The 16294-nt window shown below is 50.0% G+C and carries 13 protein-coding genes; 3 read left to right on the top strand and 10 right to left on the bottom strand.

What is annotated here, in order from left to right; genetic code table 11:
* The first annotated feature begins 187 nt into the window (after window positions 1-187).
* Entirely contained in the window at window positions 188-2029 is a 1842-nt protein-coding gene (locus E4T81_RS01020) for a U32 family peptidase (protein ID WP_135040670.1), read from the top strand.
* 20 nt (window positions 2030-2049) lie between these two features.
* On the opposite strand, the gene E4T81_RS01015 is transcribed toward E4T81_RS01020, so the two are convergent.
* The 4 genes from E4T81_RS01015 to E4T81_RS01000 form a co-directional block, all read right to left on the bottom strand.
* On the bottom strand, window positions 2050-2871 hold the full coding sequence (locus E4T81_RS01015) for an IS5 family transposase (RefSeq protein ID WP_167761554.1): 822 nt from the start codon (window positions 2869-2871) through the stop codon (window positions 2050-2052).
* A gap of 235 nt (window positions 2872-3106) precedes the next feature.
* The gene (locus tag E4T81_RS01010) at window positions 3107-4480 is read right to left on the bottom strand and encodes an efflux transporter outer membrane subunit (RefSeq protein ID WP_135040666.1); all 1374 of its coding nucleotides are present in this window, start codon (window positions 4478-4480) and stop codon (window positions 3107-3109) included.
* Window positions 4477-7641: an efflux RND transporter permease subunit gene (locus tag E4T81_RS01005; protein WP_135040664.1), complete on the bottom strand. Its 3165-nt coding sequence runs from the start codon at window positions 7639-7641 to the stop codon at window positions 4477-4479. Before E4T81_RS01005 ends, E4T81_RS01010 begins: the two co-directional genes overlap by 4 nt.
* 25 nt (window positions 7642-7666) lie before the next feature.
* Window positions 7667-8806 (bottom strand): efflux RND transporter periplasmic adaptor subunit, encoded by a 1140-nt coding sequence (locus E4T81_RS01000; RefSeq protein ID WP_135040662.1) that lies wholly within the window; start codon window positions 8804-8806, stop codon window positions 7667-7669.
* 387 nt (window positions 8807-9193) lie between these two features.
* Here E4T81_RS01000 and E4T81_RS00995 point away from each other — a divergent pair, with 387 nt between their 5' ends.
* Together E4T81_RS00995 and E4T81_RS00990 are read left to right on the top strand one after the other, a co-directional pair.
* On the top strand, window positions 9194-9400 hold the full coding sequence (locus tag E4T81_RS00995) for a winged helix-turn-helix domain-containing protein (protein WP_135040661.1): 207 nt from the start codon (window positions 9194-9196) through the stop codon (window positions 9398-9400).
* 242 nt (window positions 9401-9642) lie between these two features.
* Entirely contained in the window at window positions 9643-10206 is a 564-nt protein-coding gene (locus tag E4T81_RS00990; RefSeq protein ID WP_135040659.1) for a 6-carboxytetrahydropterin synthase, read from the top strand.
* Window positions 10207-10372: 166 nt separating this feature from the next.
* On the opposite strand, the gene E4T81_RS00985 is transcribed toward E4T81_RS00990, so the two are convergent.
* The 6 genes from E4T81_RS00985 to E4T81_RS00960 all read right to left on the bottom strand — a co-directional run bounded on the left by E4T81_RS00985 (window position 10373) and on the right by E4T81_RS00960 (window position 16237).
* Window positions 10373-11770 carry an MATE family efflux transporter gene (locus E4T81_RS00985; RefSeq protein ID WP_135040657.1) on the bottom strand — a complete coding sequence of 466 codons (1398 nt, stop codon included), beginning with the start codon at window positions 11768-11770 and terminating at the stop codon, window positions 10373-10375.
* 21 nt (window positions 11771-11791) lie between these two features.
* Window positions 11792-12961, bottom strand: coding sequence for a MalY/PatB family protein (locus E4T81_RS00980; protein ID WP_135040655.1), 1170 nt, complete (start codon window positions 12959-12961; stop codon window positions 11792-11794).
* The gene (locus E4T81_RS00975) at window positions 12958-13803 is read right to left on the bottom strand and encodes a DUF3737 family protein (protein ID WP_135040653.1); all 846 of its coding nucleotides are present in this window, start codon (window positions 13801-13803) and stop codon (window positions 12958-12960) included. The genes E4T81_RS00980 and E4T81_RS00975 overlap by 4 nt, the downstream gene beginning before the upstream one ends.
* Window positions 13804-13852: 49 nt before the next feature.
* Window positions 13853-14842, bottom strand: a complete 990-nt coding sequence (locus E4T81_RS00970) for a DUF362 domain-containing protein (RefSeq protein ID WP_135040651.1) — start codon at window positions 14840-14842, stop codon at window positions 13853-13855.
* A gap of 191 nt (window positions 14843-15033) precedes the next feature.
* Entirely contained in the window at window positions 15034-15336 is a 303-nt protein-coding gene (gene hpf / locus E4T81_RS00965) for a ribosome hibernation-promoting factor, HPF/YfiA family (RefSeq protein WP_135040649.1), read from the bottom strand.
* A complete protein-coding gene (locus E4T81_RS00960) occupies window positions 15326-16237 on the bottom strand; it encodes a tyrosine-type recombinase/integrase (RefSeq protein WP_135040647.1) in 912 nt (303 codons plus the stop codon). Before E4T81_RS00960 ends, hpf begins: the two co-directional genes overlap by 11 nt.
* Window positions 16238-16294: the final 57 nt, after the last annotated feature.

Below are 16294 nucleotides of genomic sequence, written 5' to 3'. Positions count from 1 at the left end.
AGATTTTTAGATAATAAATGTTAATTGAGGAAATTTTTCCGCAATTATTTTTGGTGAATAAAATTTAATGCGTAACTTTGTATCAGTTTTTCATGGTATTAGATTTAAGGTAAAAAGATTATTCGTCGCGATGACGAGTAATTTTTTTTATGCCCGTCCGTTAACATGTTTAGATGACTTGTATATTATGCAGAATGCCCTCAAAAAAATAGAACTACTCGCGCCTGCACGCAATGCCGATATTGCTGTGGAGGCGATAAAGCATGGTGCCGATGCCGTCTACATCGGTGCTGAAGGTTTTGGTGCGCGCGCGGCGGCAGGAAATGCCGTGGCTGATATCGAGAGACTTACGGATTATGCCCACCGCTATCTTGCACGAGTCTATGTGACAGTCAACACAATAATATATGATAATGAATTAAGGGAGGTTGAACGTCTTATAAAGCGTCTGTATCACGCGGGCGTCGATGCACTGATCGTGCAGGACATGGCTGTGTTGAGAATGGATATACCTCCTATCGCGCTGCATGCAAGCACGCAATGTGACACCCGCACTCCTGAACGGGCGAGATTTCTACAAGACGCCGGTTTCTCCCAGATTGTGTTGCCGCGCGAGCTGTCGCTTGACGAGATACGTGCTATGCGTGCCGCCGTTGATGTCCCGCTTGAGGCATTTGTCCACGGTGCGTTGTGTGTGTGCTACAGCGGCGATTGCCATGCGAGTCATGTCTTGAAAGGGCGTAGCGCCAACCGTGGTGAATGTGCCCAGATTTGCCGGTTGCCCTACGACCTGTATGACGGTGCCGGCAACTGCGTCGAGCGGTGTCGCCACTTCCTTTCTTTGCGCGACATGAATCGTTCAGCCGAACTTCTGTCGATGCTTGAAGCTGGAGTGACATCGTTTAAAATAGAGGGACGCCTGAAAGATGCCGGATATGTGAAAAATGTAGTGAGCTACTATGACCGTAAACTGCGCGGGATTGTCGAGAATAATCCCGACATTTATAGCCGCGAGTCAGTAGGGCGGACGGTTACTACTTTCATCCCTGAGCTGCAAAAAAGTTTCAACCGCGGTTTCACGACATATTTTCTTAACGGTGATTCCGGTCGGGTCGGGTCGATATATACCCCGAAATCCCAGGGTGAGCCTGTCGGCTCGGTCGTGCGCTGTCATGACCGGATGATTGAGGCGCGGCTTGACACCGCGCTTGCCAATGGCGACGGGCTCGGGTATTTCAATGAGCGCCATGAATTTGTCGGATTTCGTCTTAACCGTGTCGAAGGGTCACGCCTCTACCCGGCTTTGGCAGTGAACGCCGCTCCCGGCACCCGGCTCTACCGTAATAGCGACAAGGCGTTTGATGACCTGTTGAAGAAGGAGTCGGCGACACGTTCGGTGATTGTTGACATGACATTGCGCATGAGCGGGACTCTGCTCGCTGTCGATGCCGAGGATGAGCGCGGTAATGCTGTGACTGCGACCGTTGAGGTCGGTACTCCTGACCGGGCGCAGACTGACCAGACGGCACAACGTCGTAAGGCGCTCGGCAAGCTGGGCGGCACTGGTTACTCTCTCGGCTCGCTTGATGACCGTGTGGGAAATCTGTTTCTTCCTGCCGCGGTGCTGACTTCTCTGCGCCGCGACGTGACTTCACTGCTTGACAGTGCCAACCGGATGAGGTATTGCCGTGAACTGCGCCGTCAGGAAAATGCGGCTTCTGTCTATCCTGACAGGCAGCTCGATTATCATAGCAATGTGGCTAACGCTCTTGCCTCGGAATTTTATCGTTCCCATGGTGTCAAGACGATTATGCCGTCGTTGGAGACTTCTGGCGGAGAGGGCAGCAAGACTCTGCGTGTGATGACGACCCGTTACTGTCTGCGGCGTGAGCTTGGCGCATGCCTTAAAAAGGGCGGGGCTGATAAAATCAAGGGACCGCTGACATTGCGTAGCGGTGACATGACCCTGCGCCTCGACTTTGATTGCGCCGCTTGCCGCATGCTTGTCAACACGACAAAGAGGTCTTAGACCCCGTTCTCCAATATTTGTTAATGCTTGGCCGAGGCGATGGTAATTTCTGCCACGGAAAGCTGAGAATAAATATGTCTGTGATGAACTCGGGATGAAGTTGAATTAAACAACATAAACATTGCACACACTGCCATCGCAATCGCTTTGGCGGTGTGAAGAAACTGTTCGTAATTCCTATTTAATCTTCTGAAAGATTCAAGCCACGAGAAGGTGCGTTCCACAACCCACCTGCCGTTAATCGGCTTGAATTCCGATGTGCCGAAATTCGATTTCACACACTCCAATTCCACAAGCAATCCCTCTTTCACGTTTTTTACTAAAGGTCCGCGATAGCCGTTGTCTGCCTTTAATAATTTGATCGTGGGATATTTGCAGACCGTGTCAATTGCCAATCCAATCGCCCCCTTGCTGTCGTGGACATTTGCGCGTGATATAACTATAGTCAGTGGGAATCCATTTGAATCTACGGCAAAATGTCTTTTTATACCCTTGATTTTCTTTCCTCCGTCTATTCCCTTTACTGATTGGGTCAGTCCGGTACGCACGCTTTGGCTGTCTATGACGGCAACAATCTGTTTAGCCGATTTCCTTAGCGAATCCCTTGCCATGACATTCAATTCTTGGGTCAAACGGTCAAAGAATCCTATAGAAATCCACTTGCGGTAAAATTCATACACGGTACGCCATTTTGGAAAATCATTTGGCAGAAGTTTCCATTGACACCCTGTTTTGATTAAGAAAAACAAGGCATTAATAATCTCAAATATATCAGCCTTTGATTTCGTATTGAAAATTTCCGGAAATTTTTCTAAAATAAAGTTGCGCTGTCCAAGTGTCAAATCTGTAGTATATCCCAATCTAATCCAACAAGTTATAAATGCTTAAAAGCATATAACTGAATTGGGGTGAAATTAATTGTGTGCTGATGTATAAAATTACCTTATCATCGCATCGCTCTGGCGCTTTTTGCCTTCTTCTTCAGTCACGTAGCTACGGCTACGCTCCTTTATCACAAGACAAAAATCACTCAGAGATATGCGACACCAGCATTAACAAATATTTGGGAACGGGGTCTTAGTTCCAGCCTCCTCCGAGAGCTTTGTAGAGCTGCACGATGACAAGCTCCTTGTTGCGCACGGCGTTGCTCAGATTGACCTGGGCGTCGAAGTAGCTACGCTGAGCGTCAAGCACATCGATATATCCGATTACTCCGTTAATGTATTGCAACTGGGCAAGTTCCATTGAGGTCTTTGACGCCTGTTCGAGTTCAGCCATTGACTCGTAGATTTCCTGAATCTTGTTATAGTCGACAATGGCATTGCGTGCTTCCATGAAAGCGTTCAACACAGTCTTTTCGTAGCTGTAACACTCCTGCTCGTAGACCGCCTGTTGCGCCCTGTAGGCTCCTTGTCGCCGTCCGAAGTCAAATATCGGACCGAGCAATGACGCGCTTAGAAAGTGCATCGGCGACTTGAAAAAGTCGGAAAACTCCTCGCTTTCCAGTCCGCCTGTCGCTGTAAGAGACAGACGCGGAAACCTGTTGGTGTAAGCGACTCCTACCGCGGCATTGGCGGCAATAAGGCTCTGTTCGGCTGCGCGTACGTCGGGACGTCGTTCAAGTAATGTCGACGGCATTCCTACCGGCAGGTCATCGGGCAGGTTTATCGTAGAGCGCTGGCGGTTTCGTTCGATTGGCGAGGGGAAATCGCCTGCAAGGAAAGAAATCTCGTTTTCCTTCAGAGAGATGTCACGCTCAAGAATAGGTATATGTGTAGCGGTGCGGGCAAGCTCCACTTTTGCCTGCTGATAGGATGTCTCTGATGTAAGACCTCCCTCAAATCTCAATTTGGCAAGTCTCACGCTTTCCTTACGGGCATCGAGAGTCTGCTTCACGATGCTTAGCTCATTGTCAAGAGCCACCAGCTCGAAGTAAGCCTGGGCCACTTGTGCGATTATTGAGATTGTCAGTCCGCGCCGGTCTTCGACGCTTTCAAGAAGAAGTGCCTTGCTGCGGTCATTAGCCCATCGGAGATTGCCCCATATGTCAAGTTCCCATGACATGGATGCCTTCAATCCATTTTCCGGGTCATTCTTATAATGGTCGCCGCCGTAGTTGAGACCTTCTTTCTGGACATATGCCTGACCGTTGACCGAAGGCAGCAGATTGGCTGTCTCGACACGCTTTCTTGCCGCAAGCTCTTTTATGCGCGCGTCGGCTATACGCAGGTCCTTGTTGTTTTCAAGGGTGTGCTCGATGAGCTTGCGCAGTACCGGGTCGTTATAGATGTCCCACCATGCAAGGTCGGCGATAGAAAAAGTGTCGGTCAGGTGCTCTTTTTCCAGTGTTGCCGGGATTGCCATCTGCGGTTTCACATATTTTTGACCGAGCTTACATCCACACATCGCGAATGCAATAAGCAGGGATGATATAATAAGTCGCGTTCTCATTTTTTCTTATGGAAGATGTTAGTCAACTTTTTAGCCTTGGCAGGCATGTGAACACCGGGATAACGGCTACGCAGCCTGCTCATTACTCTGTAGATAAGCACGAAGAAGAATGGTACAAGCACGATTCCGGCGACTACGGCTACAATCATGCCGAAAAATACGCCTGTGCCTATTGCCTGGCGGCTCGCAGAACCGGGACCCGACGCGATGACCATAGGCAACATTCCGAGGATAAATGCGAGCGAGGTCATGAGGATAGGGCGGAAACGCAGGCGCGCAGCATATATGGCTGCCTGAAATGCGTCGGTGCCGCGGTCGGTCTGCTCTTTTGCAAACTCCACAATCAGGATGGCATTCTTTGCCGCCATACCCATGAGCATTACGAGTCCGATCTGGAAATACACGTCATTTTCAAGTCCGCATGCCCATTCTCCTATGTAGGCTCCGAATGCGGCTACAGGCAGAGAGAGCAATACCGCCGCCGGCACAGTCCAGCTTTCATAGAGCGCTGCGAGGAAGAGAAACACGAAGAGAAATACAAGCGTCAGCACAAGACCTGTCTGTCCGCCCGCCTTTTTCTCCTGAAATGATAGTCCGCTCCATTCCACTCCAATGTTTTCAGGCAGCTTTTCCCTGGCAATCTGCTCGACGATTTCCATCGCTTCACCCGAGCTGTAGCCTTTTGCCGCCTCACCGCGTATAACCGCGCTGTTAAACATGTTGAATCGCTTGATGTTTCCCGGTCCGGTCGTAAACGAAGATGTGCCGAGCGACGTGAGAGGTATCATAGTATCTCCATTGCCGCGTACAAAAAACAGGTTGATGTTATCACGGTGTTCGCGATATGGCGCCTCTGCCTGGATATATACTCGGTAGACACGGTTAAACATGTTGAAGTCGTTGACATAGACCGAGCCTGTATAAGCTTTCATCGTCGCAAACACATCGGCAAGCGGCACACCGGCAAACTTCACTTTGTCACGGTCCACGTCAAAGTAAAGCTGTGGGATGTCGGCTTGCAGGGATGTCGACAGCCCTGCCACTTTTTTGTTCATCGCGGCATATTTCATCACAGTGTCAGTAGCCGCCTCAAGGTCGGAAAGAGTGGCGTCGCCGCGCGCTTCAAGCTGCATCTCAAAGCCTCCCGACTGTCCGAGTCCGGGGATTACCGGCGGCTTAGAAAGATATACCTTACATTCCGGATATTGCGAGAGGTCTTTCCTTACCTCTGCCATTATGTCGTCGATAGTCTCGTCATCACGCTCTTCCCAGGGTTTCAGGATGACTGTAAGCTCACTTCGCGCCTGACTGCTGCCCACTTGCGAGCTGCTGCCGGCAACGCTCTGCACATATTCCACGGCAGGATTGGCGGTCAGATACTCTACCGCGCGCTCTGTCACCTGGCGTGTGCGCTCAAGGGTGGCTCCCTCCGGAAGTTCAAGCTCAACTTTGAAATAACCTTGGTCTTCGACGGGAAGGAAGCTTGAGGGCATGAATTTGTTGATGATGAAGATTGCTATGATCATCATCCCGAATCCGGCGATGACGCGTTTCTTGTATTTCAGGCTGTCACCTATGATTTTTACATATTTAGAGTTGCCTTTTGCAAGCCATTCATTGATTTTGCGGAACACAATATTTTTCTTTTCGCCCTCTTTCTGCGGTCGCAGGATGAGGGAACACATCACGGGGCTGAGTGTAAGGGCTACTACTGCTGATAGTAGCACTGAGACTACGATTGTCACCGTGAACTGGCGATAAAGCTGCCCGGTGATACCGCCGAGGAAGCTTACCGGGACAAATACGGCGGCAAGCACCAGCGATGTGGCTATAATAGGGCTCGCAAGTCCCTGCATGGCTTTTTTCGTAGCCTCGTAAGGCGGCAGATGCTCTTCCTCCATCACGCGTTCGACATTCTCCACTACCACAATGGCGTCATCCACTACTATACCAATTGCGAGTACGAGTCCGAGAAGGGTAAGCATGTTTAGTGAAAATCCGAATATGAGCATGAATCCGAATGTTCCTATAAGCGAGATGGGCACCGCAACAAGTGGAATTAGGGTCGCGCGCCACGACTGAAGCGACAGGTAGACTACAAAAATCACAAGTATAAGCGCCTCGAAGAGGGTCTTGTAGACCTCATGGATTGACTCCGAGATATAGGTGGTCATGTCAAACGGAATCTCGTAGCTCAACCCCTCAGGAAAACTTTTACTGATTTCTTCCATCGCTTCCTTGACGCGTGAGGCTACATCCATCGCGTTGGCGCCGGGAAGCATATATACGGCAAGCACTGCGGCATTTTCTCCATTGATGCCGCTCTCGGTGTTGTAGCTCTGTGCCTCGAGTGAGATGCGCGCTACGTCACGCAGACGGATGATTGACCCGTCGGGGTTGGCGCGAACGACAATTTCCTCAAACTGGCTCACGGTCGACAGTCGGCCCTGGGTGGTGATAGGAATCGTGACATCAAGACCTTTGGTAGGCTGCTGTCCCAACACTCCTGCCGCCGACTCGCGGTTCTGGTCTTTCAGTGCTTTCTGAAGGTCGGCGACTGTAATGCCGAGATTGGCGAGCTTGTCGGGCTGCACCCATATCTGCATGGCGTAATATCGTCCACCTATCTGCGACACGCGTCCTACTCCAGGTATGCGCCTGAGAAGGTCTATGACGTTTAGGGTTGCGAAGTTACTGAGATATATTTCGTCAAACTTCGGGTCGGATGACTGGACACATATCGTGAGAAGCTGGCTTGGAGCCTGCTTTTCGACTGAGATACCATTTTGTACGACTTCTGCAGGCAGTCGTGACTCCGCGAGTTTGACACGGTTCTGGATTTCTACGGCTGCAAGGTCGGCGTTTGCCGATATGTCAAATGTCACCGTCGCAGAAAATGACCCGGAGTTGGAGCTTGACGACTCCATGTAAAGCATGCCGGGAGTGCCGTTAAGCTCCTGCTCAATCGGGGTGGCTACTGCCTGTGACACCGTAAGGGCGCTTGCTCCTGGATAGGAGGCGCTGATTTTTACTACAGGGGGAGTGATCTGCGGATACTGGTCGATAGGCAACATCGTGAGTCCGATGACGCCTACGATTATAATCAGTATCGACAATACCATCGAGAAGACCGGGCGGTCTATGAAAAAACTTACTTTCATTGCTTTTCCAGTGCTTGGTGTATGGTTATTCTTCGTCGCTCTCAGTATTGAGCATGTCGCTGACCTTGACTTTCATGCCGGGGGCAAGCTTGTGATAGCCTTCGACAACAACATTTTCTCCGGGATTGAGTCCGCGCTCGACAACCATATTGTTCTGAAATTCGGGACCTACCTCGATAAAGCGCTTTTCAACGGTAGAGTCGGCGCGCATGACAAAAATGTGGGCGCCGCCTTTCTCTATGCTTATGGCGCGGGTGGGGACGACGGTCGCTTTTTCTCTTACGTCAAGCAGCACCTTTACCTTGGTGAACTGACCGGGAAGAATGGCACGTTCAGGATTAGGCATCTCGGCACGCACCGAGAATGTTCCTGTATTCGGGTCGACTGTCGGTTCGGCAAAGTCTACCATTCCTTTGTGGAGATATACCGTGTTGTCGGCAAGGGTTATGGTGACATAGGGCTGCCACGAGCGGTTTTCATCTTGCTGGCTGAAGTCCACGTTGCGTTCCTTGCTCTTCAGGTAGTCGAGAGCGGTCATGCTGAAGTCGATCAGCACAGTGTCGCTCTTGACGATTGTCGCGAGAAGAGATTTGGCTCCGGGTCCTACGAGGGTGCCGAGGTCCACGTTACGTTCACTGATGTGTCCCGCGATAGGGGAGCGCACGGTCGTATAGCCAAGCTCGAGCTCTGACTGGGCGAGGTCGGCGCGGCTCATAGCCACCGACGCCTTTGCTGTCTCATAGGCGGCGACTGCATTGTCAAGGTCAAGCTGGCTTGCCGCATTTTGTTCATACAGCGGACGTATGCGTTCAAGGTCGCGTTTTGCTTTTTGCTCCTGCGACTCGTCTTTTTTCAATTGTGCGCGGGCTTTGTCGACCTTTGCCCGATATTGGTCGGGGTTTATAATGAAGAGCACCTGATTTTTTTTTACATATGTGCCTTCCTCGAAAAGCATTTTTTCAAGATAGCCTTCTACACGGGCGCGTACCTCTACAAACTGCTGTGCGCGCACTCTGCCGACATATTCACCATAAATCTCGACATCATCCTGCGATGCAGGCTGAACAGCTACTACAGGAAGCTCGCTCTCCGTTTTCTTACATCCGGTGGATATAACGGGCAGAATTATGCCTAATAATATGGCTGAAAGATATTTGTGTCCCATTGTTTTCTTGTTTGTTAGAGTGTGATAATACCTTTTAAGCTATGATGTTTTATAAATTTAACAAATATGAAACATTTGAGTTCATTCGATGCTTATTTATGATGCAAAATTACACATTATTCATGGCGCACGAAAATTAAGGGCAATACGTATATTTACATTTTGATGCTGTCTGTTTACAGTTAAAGTCACTTTGAAAAATAGCCACCTGATATTGGGGAACGGGGTCAAATTATGGACGGCTAAATTAAGGATAGAAACATTTTGAGGAAATTTTTGTTATAATTATATGTTATAGATTGCAAAAAAATCGTAAATTTGCCATCGGTAGTAGAACTTAACATGAGGAAATTCATTTATATGTCTAACAAATAAATACTTACGACAATGAACATTGACACTATCGGTTATAACGCCGGCCTTGTGTGGAATGCACTTAATGAAGCTGATGCGCTTGGGCTTAAACAGATCAAGAAAGTGACAAAATTGAAAGATAAGGAATTGTTTGCCGCCCTCGGATGGCTTGCACGTGAGAATAAAATCCTTATCGCTGAAAATGAAGATGACAAGGATCTTATAATATCACTTGCCTGATAAACTTCGATACTTTACACTATACAATAGAAGGGGCTGCATGTCAACGTGCAGTCCCTTTTTGGTGGAAGACTGACCAGTAAAAAGCCGGTGACCTCAGATAGCGGTATAATTACTTTTTTGTAATAATAACTTTTGTTAGGCAACCCGCGAGGGGGAGTGTTGTTTTAATTATAGAGTGTCCGGCTGCCGGTATATGGAGCGGTCGGCTCGTATAAGTCAAACAAAAAAAGGTTTCATTTATGAAAAGTATCACATCATTCACCCTACAGTATGCCCACCGTTTTCTCGGGTTTAAAGGAGAAGCGCAATACCTTCACGGTCACACCGGAAATCTGACAATTGAAGTTGAGGACACGATAAACACGGGTGTCAATATGGTTTTCCCATGTAACGAGATAAAGAAAACAGCATGGGAAGTGTTGAAAAACTTTGACCATGCGCTGGTGCTTCGTGAAGACGACCCGTTGCTTCCCGCTATCATCGGGGTTTACGAAAAGCAAGGCATAAAGGATGGACATCCTCAGAATCTGTTGAAGGGGCCGGCATTCAAGACCGAGCTTGCAACGGCATATCCGGACGCGCGCCTTGTCGTGACAAAGGAGACGATGACGGTAGAGGGAATGATTAAGATAGTTTATGACTTGCTGAAAGACAAGCTTAATATATCTAAGATAACTTTTACGAGCGGAGACAATGCCGCGTCACAAGAATATAATCCGGCAGGAACAATCGAGCGCTGTCCGCTCTGCGGTATCGCACTTAATGAGCAGGGCGTATGCGAAAAGTGTGGATATCATAAATAGAGTTTCCATAAGATTGGATTGAACAGGTAACACTAAATATAATGACTGCACCCCAAAACGCTTGATACAAGGCTTTTGGAGTGCAGTTGCCTTTTTATAAGCAGTTATTGCGTTTTGACTGCTATTGCCGGAGAGGCATTGTGTTAGGTTAGAGCCTGTGGTATAATTACGGGCGGGGTATCCAGCGGTTGCGCAGGAGGCGTATAAGGAAGATGCTACCACGGAATATGAGTTCGGCACACATGGCAATCCATACGCCTTTAAGCCCCATGCTCCGTGACAGTATCCATGCCAACGGAAGCCTGACAACCCATATGCTGCCGAAATTCATTATGGCCGGCAATGTGGTGCCGCCTACTCCGACAAAAACTCCGTATGCCACAATCGACGCGGCAAACATGGGCTCTGCCCATGCCTCGATACGTAATATCTCTGTTCCGAGTTGGCTGATTGAATTGACAGGGGTCATCAGCTCCATTATATATGGCGCCACAATCCACATCGCCACTCCCATTATTGTCATCACAATCATGCCGAGTCCTACCGTGATATAGGCAAACCGCTTGACAAGATTGCGCCTGCCGGCTCCGAAGCTTTGTCCTACCAGCGTGGTCGCCGCGTCGCCTATGCCATATCCGGGCATGTAGCACAGGCTTTCGGCTGTGACCGCAAAAGCATTGGCGGCAATTGCAACCACCCCTAATGGCGCCACAATCATGGTTACGGCAATCTGCGCGCCGCATATGACTGCGTGTTCGATGGTCATGGGCGCCGATATGATTGATGCCTTACGCAGCACGGGGATGCGTGGACGGTAACTTCCGTGAAGCCCGCGCAGCCGGAGTTCGGGCTGACGGCAGTAGACCCAATAAAGCATGAGCAACGCTGTCACCGCCTCTGCGAGGACTGTGCCGAGGGCTGCGCCAAGCACACCTAATCCTGCTCCGGGAATTGTCACGGGCATGCCGAAGAGCTCAATCTGCCGGGAAGGGAAGATGAGGATGAAATTAAAAATACAGTCCATTACACACATAAGCACATTGAGCATGCTCGGCACCTTTATGTTGCCGACACATCTTAACATGCCTCCTGCAAGATAATTCATTGTGAGCAGCGGCAGGGCGCTTACAAATACAAGGAAGTATAGCGATGCACGGGGGCTTATGCTGTCGGTGCCGCCAAGCCAATAGGGGAGACGGCCGCTTATCGCTATGCCGACCGCCATTATCGCAAGGCTGAACAGCATACAGGCTACGAGAGCCTGGCGAAGCACGTCGCGGGCTCCTTCGATGTCCTTAGCCCCGACCTTGTGGGCGACCTGGACGGAAAATCCGGTTGTTGCCGCCGAACAGATGCCCCAGAATAGCCAGAGTGAAGTGGATACAAGTCCTATGGATGCGGAATCATCGGCACCGAGCCTTCCTACCATCGAGGCGTCGATATACTGCATGAGTATGCTTGACAGCTGTGCAAGCATTGCAGGAAGCGAAAGCATTACCGTCAGCCTTAGTTGCTGGCGGAATGTCATTGACTTGCCTTCCCGTATCATCGATATGTCAGCCATAGGGATATAATATTTGCGATATTAGCGGACGATGTTGGCGACAGCGCGTTTCAGCCTGCGGAGACCCTCAAGCAGGCGGCTTCGCGGGCATGCCATGTTGATGCGTATGTAGCCCTCGCTGCCATACATAGAGCCGGCGTTGACCCATACACGTTCTGTTTCGAGGGCGTGCTCCTCAAGCTTTTCCGAACTGATGCCGAGGGCTGTGATGTCGACCCATGCAAGGTAGGTCGATTCAAGACTGCACACTTTAAGAGAGGGAAGCTCAGTGGCGAAAAAGTCAAGCAGCATGGCATAATTGCCTGAAATGTAGTCGCGCAACGCATCGAGCCACGGGGCGCCATGGTTGTAGGCGGCAATGAGAGCCGTGACTCCAAACGGGTTCACGTCACACACCTCATTGTCATTTATGGCGCGGTCGATGACAGCTCTTACCGGCTCTGACGGCGCTACAATGTTGGCAATCTGCAATCCGGCTATGTTGAAAGCCTTGCTTGGCGAGCAGCATATCACAGCGTCGGGGTCGACTGTGGCGTAGGGGGTGTACTCGCGTCCGGGCAACGTGAGTTCGCAGTGTATCTCGTCGCTGATGACCATGACTCCGTGGCGATGGCATATTCCCGCTATCTCTTCAAGTTCGCCGCGGGTCCAGATGCGTCCCGTAGGGTTGTGGGGATTGCAAAGTATCATGACTTTGTTGGCAGGGTCGGCACATGCCTCTTCAAGAGAGTCAAGGTCTATGCGGTAAGTGAAGCTGTCACCGCTGTCAACGCGTATAAGCAGGTTTTCCACGATGGTGCAGCGATTGTTGCGTATGGAAGAGAAAAAGCAATTGTAGGCAGGGGTGTTTACGATAACTCCGTCGCCGGGGCGCGTCAGGGCTTTTATTATTGCCGATACAGCCGGCACCACACCTGAGGTATAGATTACCATGTCGCGGTTTATAGTCCAGCCGTGACGGTGACGGTTCCACGATATAAGCGCGTCGTAATAATCATCAGAAACCTTTACATAGCCGAAGACCCCGTGGTCGACTCTGCGCCGGAGCGCGTCGATTATCACGGGGGCTGTAGGGAAGTCCATGTCGGCGACCCATAGAGGGATTACATCTTGTTGGGAGGCGGAGTCCCATTTATAAGAGCCGCTGCCCCGACGGTCGACCGGGGTGTCGAAATCAAAGTGTCGGGTCATTGGCGAGTGATTATTTCAACGGGGTCTATCGCCTTGCTGTTGGCGTCGATGATTGTTTCACCTACCGATATTGCCTCTATTCTGCCGCTGCGCGGGTTTTTTATGCTTGTGACAGGCGAGAGTATCGAGGCTGTCACGTCACTGTCCTCAAAGGCAAGGTCGCAGTCGGGGGCAAACTCGCAGTCCTCAAGAATCAGGTCGCTGGCATAGCATAGCGGCTGAGTGCCACTGATTTTGCACCGTACCAGATGCAGCCTCTTTGAGTGCCAGCCAAGGTATTCGCCGTTCAGTTCCGAATCGTAGACGGTGACATTCTCCGTGCCCCAGAAAGCGTCTTTGGAGTCGATTTTTGCATTGCGGATTACTACGTCGCTGCAATATTGGAATGAATAATTGCCGTTCTGCCGGTAACGGTTTATGTTGATGTGGCGGCTGTGCATAAACAGGTAGTCGGCATTGTCGACTTCGACATCTTCAATGTCGATATTGTTGCAGTGCCAAAGAGTCTCTTCTGCATCAGGAATAGAGACACGCCTCAGCACTATTCCGTCAAGCTCACGAAACATTTTCGGGGCTTCGACTATGGTGTCGGTCATGACGACATTTCGCGAGTACCAGAGCGCGGCGCGCGCACCCGGCGTGAATGTACATTCCCTTACGCGGAATCCGTCAGTGTGCCAGAAAGGATATTTGCCCTCAAAGCGGCAATGCACGGCATCGATGTTGCTACAGCATTTCAAGGCTGACTCGCCTTCATGGAAAGTCACGTCGTAGAGGCGCAGGTTGCGTGAGGCGAAGAGTGGTCTCTCTCCTCCAAATTCCTGATTGGTAATTTCGGTCATGATAAAATTTATTCCTGTATAGTGTAGTGATTGGGGGCTGTCGTGATGATTACTCGATTGTGACGAGTGTGTATTTCTGTGAGCCGAGTCCAAGTTTTTCCGCGGCTTCAAGAGTGTGGGTTCCGTGGCGGGAATTGATGCGTTCGAGCAGTTCTTCTTTCCCGGGCTCATTGGTGTGCATCACCATGTCAACCGATGCGCGGTCGAGTGCCACAGGGTCAAGCGAGGCAAGTATTCCGAGGTCACCCATCACCGGCGGTGCGGCATTGGCGTCGCAGTCACAGTCGACCGAAAGGTTGTTTGCGATATTGATGAATAGCATCCTGTCGCCCATGTGGTCAAATACACCTTTGCATGCGTCGGCCATTGATTCAAGAAACACATCCTGTTCAGCGATGTTGTCCCATATCTCTGACGCATTGTTGGTCTTGCCGCCGGAGTGAATCCATGCTTTTCCATTAGATGAAGCTATGCCTATCGCTACATTTTTGAGTGCGCCGCCGAAGCCACCCATCGCGTGACCCTTGAAATGGGACAATACCACGAGGAAGTCGTAGTCGAGGAAGTGGCTGCCTACATAGTTTCTATCGAGGTGTATTCCTCCGTTGACGGGAAGTATTGTGTCGCCGTCAGCGTCCATTATGTCGACTTTAGCTATTTTTGTATAGCCGTGTTCCTCTACTGTCTTCAGATGTTTCTCTGTCGTGTTTCTTGAGCCTTCATATGCAGTGTTACACTCCACGAGGGTTCCGTTGACATTATTGACAAAATCTTTTATGAGGTCAGGGTCAAGCTGATGGCTCTTTTCCGATTCACCGGTAGAGATTTTCACTGCCACGTTTTTGCCTTCGGCTTTTCTGCCGAGAGCTTCATATATCTTGATTATATTTTCAGGCGTGATGTCTTTGATGTAGTACACTACGGGAAGAGAGTCTGACATGTTGTCGGTCTCGGTTGAGGCTTTGGCGCTGCCGGCACAGCCGCTCATGTTCAGCAGTGTGCTGCAAGCGGCACATAGGAGGAATGATTTTTTTAGCATAGGGATATTGTAAGTTGGATTATATACACATTCACTTTACAAAGTTAGTGTAAAAAACTGATTTTTAGCTACCAAAATCCCGTCAATTGCTACCTTGATTACTGATTTACATGATGACAGCAGGAAAAACCGCTGCTTTTCCTGCTGTCATTTTTGTCTGCGACCTGCCGGGGTCGCCAATGCCCTGAGGCTTATCTGCCTGACTCTTTGCCTTTCTGCTTCTCAAGCTGGCGGCTTAGAGCTTCCAGGGAGAGGTCGACCGCTTCTTCAAATGTGTCGGCTACTTTAGATGCAAATATATCTTCGCGCGGGGGCACACAAATGAGGATGCCTGCTTCCTTGTTCATTGATGTTTCGGGTTTGATTACATTTAGAGTGACCTCGACGGTGGTTATGCTTTCGTAATGACGAGCAAGACGGTTGACTTTCTTGTTGATAAAGTCCTTCAGGCTTTCTGTTGCGTCAAAGTGGATTGACTTGATGTTAACTTCCATGATGTCCTCCTTTTTTTAATGCACGTGGATGTGCTTGTTGATAATTTTGTTTAAGTTCACGATAAGTTATATGGGTGTACACCTGCGTTGTCGCCAACGACTGGTGGCCAAGTAACTGCTGTACTGAATAGAGGTCGGCGCCGTTATTGAGCATGTCGGTAGCAAATGAATGGCGCAATACGTGAGGGCTCTGGCGACGTGCGACTGTGTGTCCGCATAGGGCGTTGTGGACTACATTGTAGACAAGCTTGCGGTATACGGGCTCTCCCGATTCCCTGACGAAAAACTCGTCGGCGCCGAGCGATGCCACTGTTGAGGCGCGGAGATTGCGATACTGTGCTATCATTTTTGCCAATTCAGGTCCGAAAGGGATTATTCTCTCTTTATTACGCTTGCCAAGCACTTTTAGTTCACCTCTTGTGGCGTCTACATCGGAGTCAAGCAGTCCGGTAATTTCCGAAGCTCGCAGCCCTGTAGTGTATATCATGTCGATTATGAGCCGGTCGCGCACCTGCCTGAAGTCATCGGGGTCTATGGCGGAATTGAGTATTGCCTCTGTCTCCGACTGGCGGGCGTAAACCGGGAGCGGCTTGTCGGTCTTGGCGAGAGTAAGGTCGGCAGCAGGGTTGTAAGCCATCCCGTGCTGTTTCATCATATAGCGGAAGAAGGCTCTCAATGCCTGCACTTTCCGGCGGATTGTGCGCGGCGACTCTCCCGACCTGGCGAGTGAGTTGATCCATAGCCTGAGGTCGGAGGTGGTGACATCGGCTGGATGCAGCTCCTCGGGCTTGTTGCCGGTGGCAAAATCGGCCCATTGTGAAAGGTCTCGTGAATAAGCAGAAACGGTGTGAGCTGAAAGTGTCAGCTCACACCGTATATATGTTATAAAAGAGTTAATCATATCTTATTCGTAAACCTTACAGTTACGAATATAACTCTTTTATGGGAATTTACCAAA

This window comes from Barnesiella sp. WM24, from assembly GCF_004570975.1.
Lineage (GTDB): Bacteria > Bacteroidota > Bacteroidia > Bacteroidales > Muribaculaceae > Muribaculum.
Note: the sequence above shows the minus strand (reverse complement) of the source record. Positions and strands in the feature narration are given on the sequence as shown.